At 71.9% G+C, this 18,560-nt stretch carries 14 protein-coding genes; 11 read left to right on the top strand and 3 right to left on the bottom strand.

Features of this window, described 5'->3' with window-relative positions; all coding sequences use genetic code 11:
• Positions 1–142 precede the first annotated feature (142 nt).
• The gene (locus KV557_RS05925) at positions 143–1,174 is read right to left on the bottom strand and encodes a substrate-binding domain-containing protein (protein ID WP_218198665.1); all 1,032 of its coding nucleotides are present in this window, start codon (positions 1,172–1,174) and stop codon (positions 143–145) included.
• 368 nt (positions 1,175–1,542) lie between these two features.
• Between KV557_RS05925 and KV557_RS05920 the strand changes: the two genes are divergently transcribed.
• The 9 genes from KV557_RS05920 to rox all read left to right on the top strand — a co-directional run bounded on the left by KV557_RS05920 (position 1,543) and on the right by rox (position 14,891).
• Positions 1,543–3,705 carry an alpha-galactosidase gene (locus tag KV557_RS05920; protein ID WP_218198664.1) on the top strand — a complete coding sequence of 721 codons (2,163 nt, stop codon included), beginning with the start codon at positions 1,543–1,545 and terminating at the stop codon, positions 3,703–3,705.
• A 256-nt stretch (positions 3,706–3,961) separates the two neighbouring features.
• Complete coding sequence (locus tag KV557_RS05915; RefSeq protein WP_218198663.1) at positions 3,962–4,768, top strand: DeoR/GlpR family DNA-binding transcription regulator; 807 nt, start codon at positions 3,962–3,964, stop codon at positions 4,766–4,768.
• Positions 4,769–5,050: 282 nt separating this feature from the next.
• Positions 5,051–6,094, top strand: a complete 1,044-nt coding sequence (locus KV557_RS05910) for a substrate-binding domain-containing protein (RefSeq protein WP_218198662.1) — start codon at positions 5,051–5,053, stop codon at positions 6,092–6,094.
• A gap of 56 nt (positions 6,095–6,150) precedes the next feature.
• Entirely contained in the window at positions 6,151–7,827 is a 1,677-nt protein-coding gene (locus tag KV557_RS05905) for a sugar ABC transporter ATP-binding protein (RefSeq protein ID WP_218198661.1), read from the top strand.
• A complete protein-coding gene (locus KV557_RS05900; protein ID WP_218198660.1) occupies positions 7,824–8,864 on the top strand; it encodes an ABC transporter permease in 1,041 nt (346 codons plus the stop codon). The genes KV557_RS05905 and KV557_RS05900 overlap by 4 nt, the downstream gene beginning before the upstream one ends.
• Before the next feature lie 153 nt (positions 8,865–9,017).
• A complete protein-coding gene (gene galT / locus KV557_RS05895) occupies positions 9,018–10,142 on the top strand; it encodes a galactose-1-phosphate uridylyltransferase (RefSeq protein WP_218198659.1) in 1,125 nt (374 codons plus the stop codon).
• Positions 10,139–11,299: a galactokinase gene (galK, locus tag KV557_RS05890; RefSeq protein WP_218198658.1), complete on the top strand. Its 1,161-nt coding sequence runs from the start codon at positions 10,139–10,141 to the stop codon at positions 11,297–11,299. Before galT ends, galK begins: the two co-directional genes overlap by 4 nt.
• A gap of 314 nt (positions 11,300–11,613) precedes the next feature.
• A complete protein-coding gene (locus KV557_RS44395) occupies positions 11,614–12,780 on the top strand; it encodes an FAD-dependent oxidoreductase (protein WP_218198657.1) in 1,167 nt (388 codons plus the stop codon).
• 683 nt (positions 12,781–13,463) lie between these two features.
• A complete protein-coding gene (rox, locus tag KV557_RS05880) occupies positions 13,464–14,891 on the top strand; it encodes a rifampin monooxygenase (protein ID WP_218198656.1) in 1,428 nt (475 codons plus the stop codon).
• Between the two features lie 121 nt (positions 14,892–15,012).
• Here rox and KV557_RS44805 read toward each other — a convergent pair whose 3' ends face one another.
• Positions 15,013–15,585: an SMI1/KNR4 family protein gene (locus KV557_RS44805; protein ID WP_374106598.1), complete on the bottom strand. Its 573-nt coding sequence runs from the start codon at positions 15,583–15,585 to the stop codon at positions 15,013–15,015.
• Between KV557_RS44805 and KV557_RS05870 the strand changes: the two genes are divergently transcribed.
• A complete protein-coding gene (locus tag KV557_RS05870; RefSeq protein ID WP_256176998.1) occupies positions 15,584–16,009 on the top strand; it encodes an XRE family transcriptional regulator in 426 nt (141 codons plus the stop codon). The genes KV557_RS44805 and KV557_RS05870 overlap by 2 nt on opposite strands.
• Before the next feature lie 766 nt (positions 16,010–16,775).
• A complete protein-coding gene (locus KV557_RS05865; protein WP_218198654.1) occupies positions 16,776–16,961 on the top strand; it encodes a hypothetical protein in 186 nt (61 codons plus the stop codon).
• Between the two features lie 51 nt (positions 16,962–17,012).
• Here KV557_RS05865 and KV557_RS05860 read toward each other — a convergent pair whose 3' ends face one another.
• Positions 17,013–18,506 (bottom strand): serine/threonine-protein kinase, encoded by a 1,494-nt coding sequence (locus KV557_RS05860; protein WP_308129779.1) that lies wholly within the window; start codon positions 18,504–18,506, stop codon positions 17,013–17,015.
• Between the last annotated feature and the right edge of the window lie 54 nt (positions 18,507–18,560).

Here is an 18,560-nt window from a genome sequence, read left to right as displayed (position 1 = left end):
GTACCGAGGATCAGCCCGGCCTCCTGCACAACGAGCCGGGTAGGACGCTGCCGAAGCCTACTGATCATCCCCGGGCGGGTCGGCGCACGGGGTGCCGGTGGCCGGTGGCCACGACCGGTGGCGCTCGGCCACGACCGGCCGGTCACTTGCAGGCGACCCGGGACGCCTGCCAGTTGGAGGGGTCGACCATGGTGGCGGGGACGATGGTCTCGCGCGGGAGGTCCTTGTGGTCCTTCAGCCGGTCGACCATCTGCTGGACGGCGAGTGCGCCGACGTCGGTCCCCTTGATGAGGAGTGCGGCGCGCATCGCGGCGGGCTTGCCGGGCAGCCAGTCCTTGCAGGCGAGGTACGCGCCGATGCCGACGCCGATGACGTTGTCCGGCCCGAAGCCCGCGTCGCCCAGGGCCTTGATGCCGCCCTCCACGTCCTCGTCGTTGCAGCCCCAGACCACCCAGTGCTTGACCCCGGGACTGGAGGCGAGGGCGTAGGCGGTTCTTCGGCGGGCGTCCTCGACGGTGTTGGCCGTCCAGACCTTCGCGCCCTTCAGGACCGTGCCGGCGTGGACGGAGAACGCGTCCACCGCCGCGTTCACGCGGTCCCGGCAGACCGGGATGTCGTTGTTCCAGATCGAGAGCATCGAGGTGTCGGCCGTCTTCCAGCCGGTCCTGGCGTACTCGGTGGCCGCACGTTCGCCGACCGCGGCGCCCATGGTGGCGCTGTTGAAGCCGACGCGCGGGACGAGTCCGTTGGCGAAGCAGGCGCCGGGGTCGGGGTAGTCGGCGCAGATCTGGTCGTCGGTGGAGAGCAGCGGGGTGCCGGCCTGGCGGGTGAGGGCGACGAGTTCGGGGCCCACGGACGGGTCGGGCACGACGGCGATGAGGCCGCGCGCCTTCTTGTCGATGGCCGTCCTGGCCTCCTTGAGCGCGCGGTCGCGGTCGTTGCCGAGGTCGACGACGGTCAGGTCGACGCCGAGTTCGGCGGCCTTGGCCTTGGCTCCGGCCGCCTCGTTGACGAAGTACCCCTGGTCGCCCTGCTTCTGCAGGAACGTGATGGCGAGCGGGCCGTGGCCCGTGGTGTCGGGCCCCTCGGCCGAGCACCCGGTCAGCGCCAGGGCGAGGGCGGCCGCGCCGGCCGTGGCGGTGGGGGCGACCCGGCGGCGACGACGGAGGACCACAGGAACGCTCCAGGGAGAGGGGGAGGAGATGGGGACGTGAGGACGTGGGATATGAGGGTATGCGGACGTGAGGGGGCATGAGTGATTTGAACGTTCAAACCCTCAGAAGCGAACGCAATCGAACGCAGCGCTGCCAGGAAACGCCACGTTCACCCGGCCGTCAAGATCTGGCGACCAATCAAGTGCGCGCCGATACCCGCTCGTTATGGCGCAGGGCCTGTCACTTGACGTCGGCGTGGGGCGAGCCACTAGCCTGCGCCTACTCCTGTTGAGACCTGAGCACATCCGTGTCGATTCCGACATTACTCAACATCTCTCAACACGAGATCGCTCTGGCATCCCCCAACTGCCCCCACCTTGGAGCACCTGTGCGCCTACCCATGCGCCTACGCCCGTCCCGCCAACACGCGTCCGACCAGCGCCCGTCCACCCAACACCCGTCCACCGCACGCCGCCCCCGCGCCATCGCCGGCGCGCTGCTGTCGCTCGCCCTGGCGACCTCGGGCCTCGGCGCCGTCGCGCTGAGCACGGCCACCCCGGCCGCCGCCCTGGACAACGGCACCGCCCTCACCCCGCCGATGGGCTGGAACTCCTGGAACTCGCTCGGCACCAACGTGTCCGAGCAGCAGGTCAAGCAGACCATCGACTTCATGTCCGCTAACGGCCTGGTGGCGGCCGGCTACAACACCGTCACCATCGACGACGGCTGGTCGCTCTGGCACCGCGACGGCCAGACCACCGACATCGTGCGGACCTCGTACGGCTCGATGCAGCTCTACGACGCGACCGGGCACCCGGTCACCGGCACCGACGGCACCGGCAACGACCCCACCTCCGGCCACCTCACCCCGCGCCCGGACACCTTCCCGGCCCACACCATCAACGGGCAGACCGTCAACGGCATCCAGTACCTGGCCTGGTACGCGCACAGCAAGGGCATGAAGTTCGGCCTGTACGGGACCGACACGTACCTCACCTGCCAGATGCACCCCGGCAGCCTCGGCCACGAGACCACCGACGCAAGCGACTTCGTCTCCTGGGGCGTCGACTACGTCAAGTACGACGACTGCCCCTACGGGCCCGAGATCGTCGGCCCGGACGGGTACAACTACCACACCCAGGGCGAGGGCAGGGAACTCACCCAGTCCATGTACGCCCGGGTGCAGACCTTCCAGCGCGCCCTCGACGCCGCCTCCGCCGCCCAGGGCAAGCCCCGGGTCGCCCTCAGCGTCTCGGCCCAGCCCGTACACAAGGGCGTCCCCTACCTGCTGAACGCCAACGACCCGGCCCGCACCGACCCGGTGATCCAGGCCGCCGGCACCCCGCCGTACCAGTCCCCCGGCTACGCGCCGACCGGCGTCTGGTGCGGGCAGGTCGCCAACCTGTGCCGGATCGGCGGCGACCGCGGCAGCGACCTCAACGGCGTGCTCTGGAACGGGCAGTTGCAGACGGCGTTGCAGTACCCGGGCAACGTCCGCCCGGGCAGCTGGAACGACATGGACATGATGTTCGCGGGCTGGCAGGACGTCTACGGCTCCTGGGGCGTCACCGACACCTGCGCCTGCCACAAGCCGTTCACCGACGACGAGTCGCGCACCGAGCTGTCGGTCCTGTCGATGATGGCCTCGCCGCTCATCTCCGGCGCCGACCTGCGCGCCGCGGCCGACGCCCAGCACACCGACGGCGGCGCCACCTGGTCGACCGGCATCACCGCCTCCAGCCTGGCCATCATGAAGAACGCCGACGTCATCCGGATCGACCAGGACGCGCTCGCCAAGCCCGCCACCCTGGTCGGTTCCGCCCCCAACAGCAGCACCGCCCCCGTGATCCTCAAGCGCCAACTCGCGGGCGGCGACACCGCCGTCCTGCTGGTGAACCAGGACCCGAACAACTGGCAGATGATCGGCAGCAGCCTCGCCTCGCTCGGCCTGACCGGCAGCGGCTACACGTACAAGGAGCTGTGGACCGGCGCCACCGGCACGGTCGCCTCCGGCGGCACGGTCGGCGGCAACTGGGTCGCCCCGCACGGCGTCGCGATGTTCCGGCTCACCCCGCAGGCCGCGTTCGCCCCGGCGGCGGTCATCGGTGACGGCCGGTACCACGGGATCGGCGCGGGCGGCACCGGCGGCGAGGCCCTGGAGGTCCAGGGCACCTGCAGCGCCGCGGACGGTGCGATAGTCGACGTCAACACGTGGTGGAACACGCACACGTCGGAGCAGTGGAACTTCGCCGCGAACGCCGACGGCACGGTGCGCATCACCGACAACTGCTACACCGGCACGCAGGTCCACGGCACCCTCACCGCACCCAACTCGGCCGACGCGGCGGCGTACGTGACCAACGGCTACGACCCGAACAACGCCTACCAGAAGTGGCGGGTCGTCCAGAACACCGCCACCGGAGCACTGACCGTCACCAACGTCGCCACCGGCCTGGTGCTGGACTCCGCCAACCCGGCGGCCACCTCCGCGGTCGTCACCGACCAGCCCAACTCCGCTGCTGCGGGGCAGGTTTGGACGACCCTGTCCTGACCTGACACCGCCACCGCCTGTACACCGCCGGGTGGGACGACTTCGGTCGCGCCCGCCCGGCGACCAGGCCTGCACACCCGGCCTGTCCACCCGGCGGGCACGCGACGATCGCCCGGTGAGCAGCGAGGAAGGCCCGACGAAACCGGACACGTATAGTCACAGGATCCACCACCACCAGACGCACCCGAACGGTCGGGCCGTCGGGCCGTGCCGCCCGCGGACCGGCCGTGTCCGCGTGCGTCCTTAGGAGTGCCACGTGACTGACAACGCACAGCTGCTGGCGCGGCAGCGGCGCGCGATGATCCTCGAATGGCTCCGGCAGCGGGGCGGGGTGCGGGTCAACGAACTCACCCGCGAGCTGGGCGTCTCGGACATGACGATCCGCCGGGACCTGGACGCCCTGGCCCGGCAGGGGCTGCTGGACAAGGTGCACGGCGGTGCCGTCCCGGCCGGCGCCCCGAGCAGCCAGGAGCCGGGCTTCGAGGCGAAGTCGTCCTGGCAGCTGTCGGCCAAGGAGGCGATCGCCCGGGCCGCCGCCGACCTGGTCCGGCCCGGGATGGCCGTGGGCCTGGGCGCGGGCACGACCACGCACGCCGTCGCCCGGGAACTGGCGTCGGTGGACGGGCTGACCGTCGTGACCAACTCCCTGCGGATCGCCGAGGTGTTCGAGCAGTCCGGGCCGGGCGCGGGGGTGGGGACCACCGTGCTGCGCACCGGCGGGATCCGCACGCCCTCCGACGCCCTGGTGGGTCCGCTGGCCGACCAGGCGATCCGCTCGCTGCACGTCAACGTGCTCTTCCTGGGCTGCCACGGCATCTCCGCCGAGGCCGGGCTGACCTCGCCCAACCTCGCCGAGGCGGAGACCAACCGGGCGTTCATCGGCTCCGCGCGCCGGGTGGTCGTGGTCGCGGACACCACCAAGTGGGACGCCGTCGGCCTGGCCACCTTCGCGACGCTGGACCAGGTCGACGTGCTCGTCACCGACGACGGGCTGTCCGCCGAGCGCCGGACCGCCGCGGCCGAGCGGGTGGGCGAGGTGATCGTCGCCGAATCCGTCAACTGACCGTTCTTCAAAGCCAGTTGGACCGCCGACTCCCGGCGGTGGGAGCGGGCGGGGCGGAGCCGCTCGGCTCCGGCGGATAACGGGAACGTCTCGAATCGACGCGAGCACGACGAAGGCCCTTGACGAACGCCCGGCTGGGGAGTTTCCTGTGCGAGCACGTTTGATCAAGTTCAGTTCTGATCGATTGTGTTTGATTCAAGCGATGCTCGTTCTGCGGGAAGGGCCCGCGGGATCGACCCGCGGGCCCTTCCTCCACCTCTTCTCCTGACCGGGAGCTTTCGTATGTTCATTCGTCGTCGTAGCCGGGTTCTCTCCGTCGCCGTGCTGGGCTGTGTGTCCCTCGTGGGTGCGGTGGGGTGTTCGACCGGCCAGGAGTCGTCGTCCGGTGGGGTGGCGAAGGTCGAGGGCAAGGTGTCGCTCACGTACCTGCAGAAGCAGGGCGACCAGGAGTACTTCGTCGGTGAGGCGGCCGGGGCGAAGGCCAAGGCGGCCGAGCTCGGGGTGGACCTGAAGGTCGTGAACCTGGGCAACGACGCGAACAAGACGGTCGGCGAGGTGCAGTCGGCCATCGCCCGCAAGAGCAACGGGCTGATCGTGGTCGTGCCGGACCCGGCGGTGGGCCCGCAGGTCGTGCAGACCGCCAAGGACGCCGGCGTCGCCCTGCTCACCTCGGACGACCAGATCTGCGCGACCGGCCCGGCGCCGGCCGCCTGCGGCAAGGGCGACCTGGTGGCCCGGGTCGGGTTCTCCGGTGAGCAGATGGGCGGGGAGGTCGGCAAGCGGGCCGCCGCCGAGTTCAAGAAGGCGGGCTGGAACGCGGCCGACACCCGGATCATCTCCGCGTGGAAGCAGGACGTGACCGTGTGCGGGGACCGGGTCAAGGCCGCGAAGGCCGCCTTCGCCGCCGAGGCCGGCGACGGGGTGAAGAACATTGACGTCGCCACGGACAACACCCCCACCGGCGCCCAGGACAAGACCGCCGCCACGCTGACCGCCAACCCCGGCGTCAAGCACTGGATCGTCTGGGGCTGCAACGACGAGAACGTCCAGGGCTCCGTCACCGCCCTGCAGAACGCGGGGGTCAGCCCCGACGACATCGCCGGCGTCGGCCTGGGCGCCTACCTCGCCTGCAAGGACTGGACCAGCGGCAAGCCCTCCGGCATGAAGGCCGCGCTGTTCATCAACGGCAAGGACGTCGGCGCTCTGGCCGTCCAGACCATGTACGACAAGCTCAAGAACAACAAGGACTTCCCCGCCGAGGCCTTCGCCCCCACCACCATGGTCGACGCCTCCACCTGGCAGACGACCGGCATGACCTGCAACTGACGGTGCCGAACCACCACCCCCGACAGCACCTCCACAGCACCTCCAGTGAGGCAAGAATGACCGCACCCGAGTCCCCACCCGACTCCGGACCCGCCTCCGGACCGTCCTCGCCGCCGGCCGGACCGTCCTCGCGGCCCGCCCTCGGCCTGGTCGCCGAGAACGTCGGCAAGACCTTCGGCAGCGTCCGGGCGCTGCACGGCGTCACCGTCGAGTTCCCGCCCGGCCAGGTCACCGCCCTGATGGGCGAGAACGGCGCCGGGAAGTCGACCCTGCTGCGCATCCTGAGCGGCGACCATTGCCCCACCGAGGGCCGGGTGCTGCTCGACGGCGCGCCGCTCGACCTCTCGTCACCGACCGACGCACGCCGCGCGGGCATCCGGATCATCCCGCAGGAGCCGGAGATCATCCCGCACGTGTCGGTCGCCGAGAACGTCTACGCCGGCAGCCTCCCGCGCCGGGCCGGCCGCCGCTTCGACCGCGCCGAACTGCGCCGCAGGATCACCGCCGACCTGGCCGCGCTCGGCTTCGAGCAGGTCCTCGACCCGGACCTGCTCGGCTCCGAACTCACCGCCGCACAGCGCCAGTTGGTCGAGATCATGCGAGCGCTCACCGGCGCCGTGCCGCCCCGGGCGATCGCCTTCGACGAGCCCACCTCCTCGCTCTCCGAGCACGAGGTGGAGGCGCTGTTCGCCCTGATCGGACGGCTGCGCGACCAGGGCATCGCGGTCATCTACGTCTCGCACCGGATGAAGGAGATCTTCCGGCTCGCCGACCGGATCGCCGTCCTGCGCGACGGCACCCTCACCGGCGTCCTGCCCGCCGCCGAGACCGACGAGCGCGAGCTGGTCCGGCTGATGGTCGGCCGAGACCTGGCCGGCCTGTTCGTCCGCCAGGACGTCGCCACCGACCGGGTGGTGCTGGACGTCCGCCGCCTCACCACCGACGACGTGCACGACGTCAGCCTCCAGGTCCGGGCCGGCGAGGTGGTCGCCCTCGCCGGGCTGATCGGCGCCGGCCGGTCCGAACTGGCGCTCGCCCTCGCCGGGGACGCGCCGATCCGCTCCGGCGAGGTCCTCCTCGGCGGGCTGGCGCTGCGCCTGCGCTCGCCCAAGGACGCAATCCGCGCAGGCCTCGGCCTCGCCCCCGAGGAGCGCAAGGCCCAGGCACTGTTCCTGCACCGCACCATCCGCGACAACACGTCCCTGGTCAGCCTCGACCGGCTGCGCCGCCGGCGCTTCGTCCGGCGCACCGCCGAGAAGCAGCTCGCCCAGGAGTACGCGGACCGGCTGCGGGTCCGCGCCCCCTCGATCGAGACCGAGGTCCGCACGCTCTCCGGCGGCAACCAGCAGAAGGTGGTGCTCGCCCGCTGGCTGGCCCGCCGCCCGGAGCTGCTGATCCTGGACGAGCCGACCCGAGGCGTCGACATCGGCGCCAAGGCCGAGATCTACCAGATCATCGCCGACCTGGCCCGCGACGGCGTCGCCGTCCTGGTGATCTCCTCCGAACTGCCCGAGGTCCTGGGCCTGGCCGACCGGATCCTGGTCATGCAGAACGGCCGGGTCACCGGCGAACTCGGCCGCGCCGAGGCCTCCGAGGAGGCGATCCTCGCCCTGGCCATGACGGAGGACCTGACCGGGCCCCGATCCGCCGACGCCGCCGACGGGTCCCGTGCCACCGACGCCGCCGGCCCCCGTACCACCGACACCGACGCCACCACCGGAGTTGCCCGATGACCACCCCCTCCGCCACCGCCGACCAGCGGCCGCAGGCCCCGGCCGGGCGCGCGCGGCCGACCGGTCCGCGGGCGCTGCTCGACGCCGTCGGTGGCCAGAACCTCATCCTGCTGCTCGCCCTCGCGGCCGTGCTCGCCCTGTTCGGCTCGCTCAACCTCAACTACCTGAGCTGGAACAACATCCAGGTGATCGCCGAGGCGGTGACCATCGCCGGGCTGCTCGCCGTGGTCCAGACGGTGGTGATCATCTGCGGTGGCCTGGACATCTCGGTGGGTTCCCAGGCCGGCCTCGCCTCCGTGGTCAGCGCGATGGTGTTCACCTCCACCGGCTCCAGCGCGGTACTCGGCCTGGGCGCGGCCGTGCTGGTCGGCGCCGCCGTCGGCCTGCTCAACGGCGCCGTGATCATCTACGGCCGGGTCAACCCGACCATCGCCACCCTGGCCGGGCTGGCCGCGTACAAGGGCGTCGCCCAGCTGATCTCCGACGGACGCGCCCAGGGCTACGTCCTCGGCGACCCGCTGTTCGTCTTCCTCAGCCGCGGCAAGATCGCCGGCCTGCCGACCATGGTGTGGATCCTCATCCTGGTCGCCGCCGCCGTGCACGTCCTGCTCACGTACACCGACATCGGCCGCAACATCTACGCCCTCGGCGGCAACCCCACCGCCGCCCGGCTGGCCGGCGTCGACCTCAACAAGTACCTGCTGTCGGTGTACGCGCTCACCGGCATGGTCGCGGCCGTCGCCGGCATCCTCCTCACCGCGCGCACCGGCTCCGGACAGCCCACCTCCGGCAGCGAGGGCCTGGAGCTCCAGGCCATCACCGCGGCCGCGCTCGGCGGCTGCGCCCTCAAGGGCGGCAAGGGCGGCATCGGCGGCACCCTGCTGGCCGTCGCCCTGCTCGGCGCGCTGCAGAACGGCCTCACCGTCCAGGGCATCAACAGCTTCTGGCAGAACGTCGCCCAGGGCCTCCTGCTGGTCGCCGCCGTGGTGATCCAGCAGCGGCGCGGACTCGAGCGGGCCGTCGGCCTGCCGGCCTGAGCCGGCGCCCCACCCAAGCCATCCCCCCTTGGAGGCCGCCTCCGCACCCCCACCGGAGGCGGCCTCCGCCATGGGCGCCGCCGATGCCCGGCGGCCGATCACCTCGGAAACACCGACCTCCGTGACGTGCCGGAGGTCCCGGAAGGCAGAACCGTGAAGAAGACCACCACCAAGCTCGCCGACGGCCGTGAGCTGATCTACTACGACACCGACGAGTCCGCGGTCCGCGACGCCCCCGACCTGCGGCCGCTGGAGCCCACGGTCGGCCGCTCCGCCATCCGCCGCGACCCCGCCACCGGCGACTGGGTCACCATCGCCGCCCACCGCCAGGCCCGCACCCACCTCCCGCCCGCCGACGAGTGCCCGCTCTGCCCCTCCCGGCCGGACCGACCGAGCGAGATCCCGGCCTCCGACTACGAGGTCGCGGTCTTCGAGAACCGCTTCCCGTCCCTCTCCTTCTCCTCCGACTTCTCCTCCGGCTTCTCCTCCGACTTCTCCTCGGACGCAGCCGCGCACGTCCCCGCCGGGACCGGCCCGCTGCGCACCGGCGGCCCGGGCACCGGCCGGTGCGAGGTGGTGTGCTTCACCTCCGACCACGACGCCTCCCTCGCGGACCTCACCCCCGAGCGGGTCCGCCTGGTCCTGGACGCGTGGACCGACCGCACCGCCGCGCTCTCCGCCCTCCCCGGCGTCCAGCAGGTGTACTGCTTCGAGAACCGCGGCACCGAGATCGGCGTCACCCTCGCCCACCCGCACGGCCAGATCTACGCCTTCCCGTTCACCACCCCGCGCACCGCGCGGATGGCCGCACGCGCCTGGGCCCATCGCGCCGCCACCGGCCGCAACCTCTTCGACGACCTCGTCGCGGCCGAACGGGCGGACGGCGAAAGGGTGGTGCTCGCCGGCGAACACTGGACGGCCTTCGTCCCGTTCGCCGCCCGCTGGCCGTACGAGGTCCACCTCTACCCGCACCGCCGGGTGCCGGACCTCACCGGTCTGGACGAGGCCCAGCGCGCCGAATTCCCGGGCCTGTACCTGGAGTTGCTGCGGCGCTTCGACCTCCTCTTCGGCGGCGGCCGCACCCCGTACGTCTCCGCCTGGCACCAGGCGCCCGTCGGGCAGGCGGACGAACTCGCCCTGCACCTGGAGCTGTTCACCGTCCGGCGGACGGCGGGCAAGCTCAAGTACCTGGCCGGGGTGGAGTCCGGCATGGACGCCTTCGTCAACGACGTGTCGCCCGAGGCGGCCGCGCTGCGCCTGCGGGAGGTCGGCGCGTGACCGGCCTCGCATTCTCCTTCGACCTCGGATCCACCTTCGCAGCCGTCTTCGGCACCGATCCCACCGGCACGTGGGCCGCCCCCGGGCGGGTCAACCTGATCGGTGAACACACCGACTACAACGACGGGTTCGTGTTGCCGATCGCCCTGCCGCAGACGGTCCGGGTGACGGCGCGCCGCCGAACCGACGGCCGGCTCCGGCTGTTCAGCACCCAGGGCGACGGCGGGGTGGTCGAGCTGTCCGTCACCGAACTCGCACCCGGGCAGGTGGCGGGCTGGGCCCGGTACCCGGCCTCCGCGGTGTGGGCCCTGCGCGCCGCCGGCCATCACGTCGGCGGCGCCGACCTCCACGTGGACAGCGACGTGCCCACCGGCGCCGGCCTGTCCTCCTCCGCCGCCCTGACCGCCGCAACAGCCCTGGCCTGCCACGACCTTTACGAACTCAGCATCCCACGAGCCGAGTTGGCGCGGATCGTCCAGCGGGCCGAGAACGAGTTCGTCGGCGTTCCCTGCGGGATCATGGACCAGATCGCGTCGCTCTGCTGCACCGAGGGCCACGCGCTCCATCTGGACACTCGCGACCTGACGCAGCACCAAATCCCTTTCGACCCAGCCGCGCAGGGCCTGCGGCTGCTGGTCGTCGACACTGGGGTCAAGCACGACCTCGGCGACGGCGCGTACGCCGAACTGCGGGCGGGCTGCGAACGAGCGGCCACCCTGCTCGGGCTCCCCGCCCTCCGCGACCTCCGGCCGGACGGCCTCGCCGCCGCACTCGACCTGCTCCCGGACGAACTGCGGCCGCTGGTACGGCACGTGGTGAGCGAGAACGAGCGCGTCCGGCTGGCCGTGAAGCTGCTGCCGGCGGGCCGGCTCGAAGCCCTCGGTGCCGTCCTGACCGCCGGCCACGCCTCGCTGCGCGACGACTTCCGGGTCTCCTGCCCCGAGACCGACCTCGTCGTCGACACCGCCGCCGTGGCCGGCGCCCGCGGGGCCCGGATGACCGGCGGCGGCTTCGGCGGTTCGGTCATCGTGCTGGTCGACGAGCCGGACGTGGAGCCGGTGTCCGCCGCCATCGCCGCGGCCTTCGGCAGGGCCGGCTACGCGGAGCCCCGCATCTTCCCCGCCCTCCCCGCCGCCGGCGCCCACCGACTGTGCTGAAACGCCCACGAAGTGCGACGTGTGCCGGGCGTTCGACCGCATCGCGAGCGAGCCCCCGTGGGCCCGACCCGGAGGCTCTTCAGCCGGCCCGCGGTCGCCGCGTCCTGCGTCGGCTTCGTCCTGATCGGGGCATTACAGGCGCTCTACGGCCCCTCGATCCCCGCGCTCCGGGCCCGGTTCGGCCTCACCGAATCGGGCGCCGGGCTGGGGCCGGGCGCGCCGCCGGCCAGGGCACGACCGTGTGACACCTGTCATCCCTTATCGATGACGGACTGTTCTGCCGCCCCGACCCGCCCTTCGGCATGCTGGCGGACGTGACTGATCGAGAGGGGCGGGACATGAAGGTGATGGTGGCCGGGGCCGGAATCGGCGGGCTCTGCCTGGCGCAGGGGCTGCTCCGGGCCGGTGTCGACGTGCGGGTCTACGAGCGGGAGGCGGGGGCGCAGAGCCGCTACCAGGGCTTCAGGATCGGCCTGAACGCGCAGGGGCTGGCCGCTCTGCGGGAGTGCCTGCCACCGCGGCTGCACGGCCTGCTCGACGCCGTCACGGGGCCGATGTCGGGCGAGCGGCGGGTGGTCGACCAGCACCTCGACGAGCTCCGCCTGCTCGGCGCGGTCGACGGCGGGACGGCCACCGACCGACACGTGCTGCGGCAACTGCTCCTGGCCGGGCTGGGCGACCGGGTCGAGTTCGGCAGGGCCGTGGTCGGCTACACCGAGCAGGAGGACGGCACGGTCGTGGCCCACTTCTCCGACGGCAGCAGCGCGGTGGGCGATCTGCTGGTCGGGGCGGACGGCGTGGGATCGGCGGTGCGCCGGCAGCTGCTCCCCGAGGCCGAGGTGGTGACCCTCCCCGGCAACGCCCTGCTCGGCCGCACCCCGCTGACGGAACGGTTCGCCGCGCTGGTGCCGGGCTTCGGCACGGTCGTGCACGGCCCCGGGGTGAGCATGCTTCTCGGCCGGATGGAGTTCCGCCGGCCGCCGAGGCGCGCGGCGGCCGACCTGGCACCGGACGTCGAACTGCCCGACACCGGAAGCTACTTGCGCTGGGTGGTGATGCTGCCCGAGCCCCTGGCCCCCGCACTCGTCGCCCTGGCCGACGACTGGGCGACCGTCCGCGACCGGCTGCTCGCGCTGATCGACGGCTGGCACCCCGACCTCGTCGAACTCGTCCGGCAGTCCGATGTCGGCAACAGCTCGCCGCTGACGGTCCGTTACGCCAAGCCCGTCCCGCACTGGGGCACCCGCCGGGTCACCCTGCTCGGCGACGCGATCCACCCCATGCCGCCCAGCGCCGGCCAGGGCGCCAACACGGCGTTCCGCGACGCCGCCCTGCTCTGCCGCTCACTCACCGCCGTCCAGCGGGGCGAGGCCGAACTACCGGCCGCCGTCGAGGCGTACGAGCGCCGGATGCTCGACCACGGCTTCGCGGCGGTCGCCGAAAGCCTGGAACGCCTCCCGGATTTCACCCCCGCGCGCTGAACGCCGCCTGTCCCCCTTCGGGTATTTCCCAGCGCATTCCGCGGCCAGGATCTCCCGGAGGCCGGACGATCTTTATGCGACCGTGTCCTGCGGCGCAAGGAAGGGCGGTGCGCACACCAATGAGCACGACGCGCCGAATGGTTCTGAGCGCGGCCCTGGCCGCGCCCCTGCTCGCCCAGTTCACCGGGACGGCGTCCGGCGCCACCGGGGACGGCAAGTGGTGTCGCGGCGCCAACGGGCGATCCCCTTCTCGCGGTCGGCCGGCGCTCCCTCGTCGGCTATGCGGTCGGTCCGCACCAAGAAGGCGTGCACGGCGTGGAAGTGAGGGCGGATCACAGCGGGCACCCAGCCGGCCGCCTCGCCGAGGCCGCCAAGTGGGGTAGGCGGCAGGTCCGTCCAGAGCGGACGACAAAAGCAAAGGCAAGGAGATTACCCACTCCTTGCCCTCTTCAACATATAGCGCACTGGGGGGCTTGCGGCAAGGCCCCGGTCCTGCCGCAGAATGGGCGGCCAAGGCCAGAACCTGCGGAAATGACAGATTCACGAAGTGCATTTGCTTTTGTCCATGTCTGCACGGCGCTGGAACGTCGAACCGCCGGTCGGACTCGCGGTGCGGGTGCACGTGCCGCCGGACGGCGCGGGGCGGCTGGCCGAAATCCAATCTCGTTGAATGGGCGACTTTGATGATTGACGTGATCGTGGTCGGCGGCGGACCGACCGGCTTGATGCTGGCCGGCGAGTTGCGGCTGCACGGCGTGCACGTGGTCGTGCTGGAGAAGTTGACCGAGCCGTCCGGGCAGTCCCGCGGGCGCGGCCTGCACACGCGCAGCGTCGAGATGATGGACCAGCGCGGCCTGCTGGACCGGTTCCTCGCGGCCGGTGAGAAGTTCCAGATCGGCGGTTTCTTCGGCGGCATCCACAAGCCGTGGCCGGACCGGCTGGACACCGCTCACCCGTACGGCCTCACCGTCCCGCAGCCGGTCACCGAGCGGCTCCTCAACGAGCGTGCCCTCGAACTCGGTACCGAGTTCCGGCGCGGCTGCGAAGCCGTCGGGCTGAGCCAGGACGAGGACGGGGTGACCGTCGAGCTGGCGGACGGCACGCAGCTGCGCTCGCGCTACCTCGTCGGCTGCGACGGTGGCCGAAGCCTCGTGCGCAGGCAGATCGGCGTCGGGTTCCCCGGCGAGCCCGCCAAGGTCGAGACGCTGCTGGGCGACATGGGGGCGACCGAGGATCCGGCGACGATCGACGCCATCGTCGCGGAAGTCCGCAAGACCCAACTGCGGTTCGGCGCCATCCCCCTCGGGGACGGGGTGTACCGCATCGTCGTGCCCGCCGAAGGGGTGGCCGAGGACCGTACGGCCGCGCCGGCCCTCGACGAGTTCAAGCAGCAGCTGCGGGCCTTCGCGGGCACCGACTTCGGCGTGCACTCGCCGCGCTGGTTGTCCCGCTTCGGCGACGCCACCCGGCTGGCCGAACGCTACCGGGTCGGCCGGGTGCTGCTGGCCGGCGACGCGGCGCACATCCACCCGCCGACCGGCGGGCAGGGGCTCAACCTCGGCGTGCAGGACGCGTTCAACCTCGGCTGGAAGCTGGCCGCCGAGGTGTGCGGCTGGGCACCGGACGGGCTGCTGGACAGCTACCACACCGAACGGCACCCGGTGGCCGCCGCCGTGCTGGACAACACCCGCGCGCAGATGACGCTGCTGGGGACCGACCCGGGTGCGACCGCGCTGCGGGAACTGCTCTCGAAGCTGATGGACTTCGAGGAGGTGAACCGGTACATGACCGAGATGGTCACCGCGGTCGGGGTCCGCTACGACTTCGGCGAGGGCCACGAACTGCTCGGCCGGCGGCTGCGGGACGTGAAGCTGAAGCAGGGTCGCCTCTACGAGCTGATGCACGACGGCCGCGGACTACTGCTCGACCAGACCGGCCGGCTCTCGGCAGCGGGCTGGGCGGACCGGGTGGACCACGTCGTCGACGTCAGCGAGGAACTGGACGTGCCCGCGGTGCTGCTACGCCCGGACGGCTACGTGGCGTGGGTCGGTGAGGACCAGCAGGATCTGCTCACCCAGCTGCCCAAGTGGTTCGGCGCCGCCACCAACTGAACGCGCAGGTGCGGCTCATCGGATTCACTCAGCACGGAGGCACTCTGGAAGCGCCGATACCCGGGCCGCCACCGAGATATGCGACGCGTCGCCGCGCGAAGAGCGACGGTGTGACAGTTTCTCAGTCGGCTGAGCCGAGCCTGGAGGAGAGGGCGTCCCACAGGATCGGACCGTCCGGGGTGCGGCTGTGGCAGCCCGGCTTCCGCTGCCATCGGGTGCCGTGCATCCAGGACTCCAGCCACTCGGCCAGGCTCTCGGACTCCACGATCCAGGTGTCGGCCGCCCCGGTCTGTCCCACTCCGGGCGCGTAGTACAGGACCGAACCCCGTGGGCTGGTGCAGTCCACCGCGGCGTGCCGCCCGCCTCCCCAGTGAAGAACAGGCAGCACGCCGCGTGGCCACCACGGCTGTCCTCCTGACCGGGACCTGATTCTGGCCGGGTAGCCGTCGACAGCTCCGAACCCAGCGTGGAAGAGAGGTGTCAGGCCATATCCTGGCCCGAATCCGCCGTCCGCGATCTCCTCGTAGAGCCTGCGAAGCAGCGGCAACAGAGGCAGGCCGAACATCTCCTCGGCGCACTCCAGCGTCGCGGACGTGGCTACTGGCGCGAGCTCGTCATCAGCAGTCTCTGCCGCCCATGCGGCAAGGCGCCGGACCAGGTCATCTTCTTCGGTGAGGCGAGGCAGTTCGGGCATGCGGGACATCCTGGCTGGCTACCGGGCCCCGGTCCAGAGGATTTCTGCCCGGCGGGCCGCGGTGCGCGGACGAGCCGCCCCAGGTTTCACCGCTGCAGTAGCGCGGGCCTGCCGCGAGGCCGCCGGGGGGAGCTTCTCGACCACCTACCTGTGGCAGCTGCGCACCGGGCGGCGGGACAATCCGACGAAGCGTCATCTTGAGGCCCTGGCCCGGTTCTTCCAGGTGCCGCCCGCGTACTTCTTCGACGACGAGCAGAGCGGACGGATCGCCGAGGAGCTGGCGCTGCTGGAGGCCCTGCGCGACGCGGGAGTGCGGGAGGTGGCGCTGCGGGCGGTGACGCTCTCGCCGGAGGGGCTGGGGACGATCAGCGACATGATCGAGGCGATCGCCCGGCGCGAGGCCGATGCCCGGCGCAGCGGCTGAGCCGCGGTGACGGGCAGGCGTCGGGGCGCCGGCGGCTGTGGCAGCGGTGCCGGCGCATCGCGGAGGAGCTGCGTCTGCCCGGCCCGTTCGACGTGCACGCGTTGATCGCCGCGGTGGGCGCCCGGCTCGGCCGGCCGATCGAGCTGTTGCCGTTGCCGGCCCGGTCGTGCGGTCCCTGCGGGGTGCTGGTGTCCACCGCCCGTGCGGAGTACGTCGGTTATCCCGTCGACACCACCGCGCTCCACCAACAGCACATCGTCCTCCACGAGTTGGCCCATCTTCTCTGCGGCCACCGGGGACGGGAGGATGCGGCGGCGGCCGGGCCGGCGGTTCCCGGGTCCCGCTCCCCCATCTTTCCGTCATGGTGTCCACGGCGTTCGCGCGCTCGGCGGTGGTGGCGCAGGTGCGCCGGAGGATTCGCGAGGACGTCCGGACACGTCATCAACTGTCGTGAATATCAAGGAGGTTGCATTCATTTCAGTTGACACGCCCCGGGTGCGCCCTCATGCTGGACGAACCGAACGAGGCCGGAGCCGACCGGCCTCGCCCGATTCCACCTCGGCGGTCGGTCCGCGCCGCACGGTCCGGAGCCCTCATCCGTCGCAAGCCCGGCCGGAGCACCCGTTCCCCGCGCACCAGAGGAGCCCGGCATTGAATCCTCCCCTCCGTAGACGGAGGGGATTCCTGGCTCACGTCGGCCGACGGGGCCACCGCCCCGACCGGGGCCCGTCCGACAACCATGCGCACCAGCCGACAGGAGTGCAGCGTGCTCGACATCATCTTCATCGCACTGTGGGTGACCAACCGGAACCGGGCGAGGACCGCGATCGACGCCGACGACCGCGAGAAGTACGCAAAGCGCGCGAAGATCTTCGGCTGGCTGGAGGTGGCCAACCTCGTCTTCGGCATCCTGCTGGCCGTGGCGATCATCAGCAACGGCAACGGCGGCTGACCACACCACCGATGGCCCGAACTCCCGCGTACACGCTTGGACTTCGACCGCTCACCGCTGGTTGAGCCACCCGCAGACCCAGTAGTTCTGATCCGCGTCGCGCTCGATGATCCACTGGTAGTTGACGTCGCCCACCAGCCTGCCGGTGTCGGGGTCCTGCTGGGTGATCCTGGCCTCCACGCTGAGCTGGTCCATCGAGGCGGGGATGTCGTACGGCTGCAGCTGCCAGCGGGCGACGTAGTAGCCGTTGAGCGCGAATCCGAGAAGCGTCGAGCGCAACCGGGGACAGGTCCCGCTGCGCAGAGCCGTCATGTCATGGTTGGCCAGCCCGTTCATGTAGACCTGGAAGACCCGGTCGACGGCCGCGCGGTCGAGCGGGGGGCGGGTCGGCCCGGGCGAGTAGGTCGGTGTGTGCGGCGGGGGCGGGGAGGCCGGTGCGGCCGACGAGGCCGGGGGCGGGGACGGCGTCCGCGAGGGTGCGGGCTGGACCGGCGCCGCCGAACCGGCGCCGCTCGCACCGATGGCTTTGCCGGGGGAGGACTTCGGCCACAGCAGCCACGCGGAGACGGCCACGACTGCCGCCACGGCGGCCGCCGTCAGAGCACGGAACACCTGCGCGCGCCGCCGCGCAGGCGGCGCCAGACGCACCGTGCGCGGCGTCGGATGCGAGGCGGCGGGCGGGGCGGGTAGGACGGGTGTGACGGGTTGCGGCGGCAGGGGCTTCGTGTCCCGAGTGAGTCCGGTGAGGAGTTCGTGGGCGGCCGCGGCGGTCAGGCGCTGCCCGGGGTCCTTCCGGAGCAGCCCGGTCAGCACGGGGCCGAGCGGACCGGCGTGGACGGCCGGCGCCGGCTCCTCCGTCGCGATGGCCACGAACACGGCCCCGGCACTCGCGCCGCCGAACGGCGGACGGCCCTCCAGGGCGGTGTACAGGGTCGCGCCCAGGGACCACAGGTCGGACTCGGCGGTCGCCGGCAGGCCGCGCACCTGCTCGGGGGCCATGTAGGCCGGGGTCCCCATGAGTTCGCCCGAACGCGTCAGGGCCAGATCGCCCTCGACGGCAGCGATCCCGAAGTCGGTCAGCACCACCCGTTCGCCTTCGAGCAGCACGTTGGAGGGCTTGATGTCCCGGTGGGTGATGCCCGCCCCGTGCGCGGCGCGTAACGCCGCCAGGACCTGCAGGCCGATGTACGCGACCCGACCGGGCGGCAGCGGACCGTCCGCCTTGATCAGGTCGTCCAGGGACCGTCCGCGGACCAGCTCCATCACGATCCAGGGCCGCCCGTCGCCACCGGCGATCCGGTCGTGGACGGTGATGACACCGGGGTGCTTCAACCTCGCGGCGGCGCGGGCCTCGCGGTCCAGCCGTGCGATCCAGGAGTCCCGCTCGACGGCCTCCAGGCCCTCGGGCAGCCGGAGCTCCTTGACGGCCACGTCCCGGTCCAACTGCTCGTCGTGAGCGCGCCAGACGGTTCCCATGCCGCCACGGCCAAGAACGTCGCTCAGCCGGTACCGTCCGGCCAGTATTCGCCCGAGATCATCAGTCACGACACGGAACCTAACCCATCGCCCACCGCGACTGAACAGGAACGGGCCATCAGC

The sequence above is a fragment of the Kitasatospora aureofaciens genome (assembly GCF_019192735.1).
Taxonomy (GTDB): Bacteria; Actinomycetota; Actinomycetes; order Streptomycetales; family Streptomycetaceae; genus Kitasatospora; species Kitasatospora aureofaciens_A.
The sequence above is the reverse complement of the archived record's forward strand: the minus strand, read 5'-3'. Positions and strand labels throughout refer to the sequence as shown.

Excerpts from the sequence above, each read along its gene's own strand:
- KV557_RS44805 (WP_374106598.1), bottom strand. The coding sequence starts at position 15,585 with ATGCCCGAACTGCCTCGCCTCACCGAAGAAGATGACCTGGTCCGGCGC.
- KV557_RS05870 (WP_256176998.1), top strand. The coding sequence starts at position 15,584 with ATGCGGGACATCCTGGCTGGCTACCGGGCCCCGGTCCAGAGGATTTCT.
- KV557_RS05910 (WP_218198662.1), top strand. The coding sequence starts at position 5,051 with ATGTTCATTCGTCGTCGTAGCCGGGTTCTCTCCGTCGCCGTGCTGGGC.
- rox (WP_218198656.1), top strand. The coding sequence starts at position 13,464 with ATGATTGACGTGATCGTGGTCGGCGGCGGACCGACCGGCTTGATGCTG.
- KV557_RS05905 (WP_218198661.1), top strand. The coding sequence starts at position 6,151 with ATGACCGCACCCGAGTCCCCACCCGACTCCGGACCCGCCTCCGGACCG.
- KV557_RS05900 (WP_218198660.1), top strand. The coding sequence starts at position 7,824 with ATGACCACCCCCTCCGCCACCGCCGACCAGCGGCCGCAGGCCCCGGCC.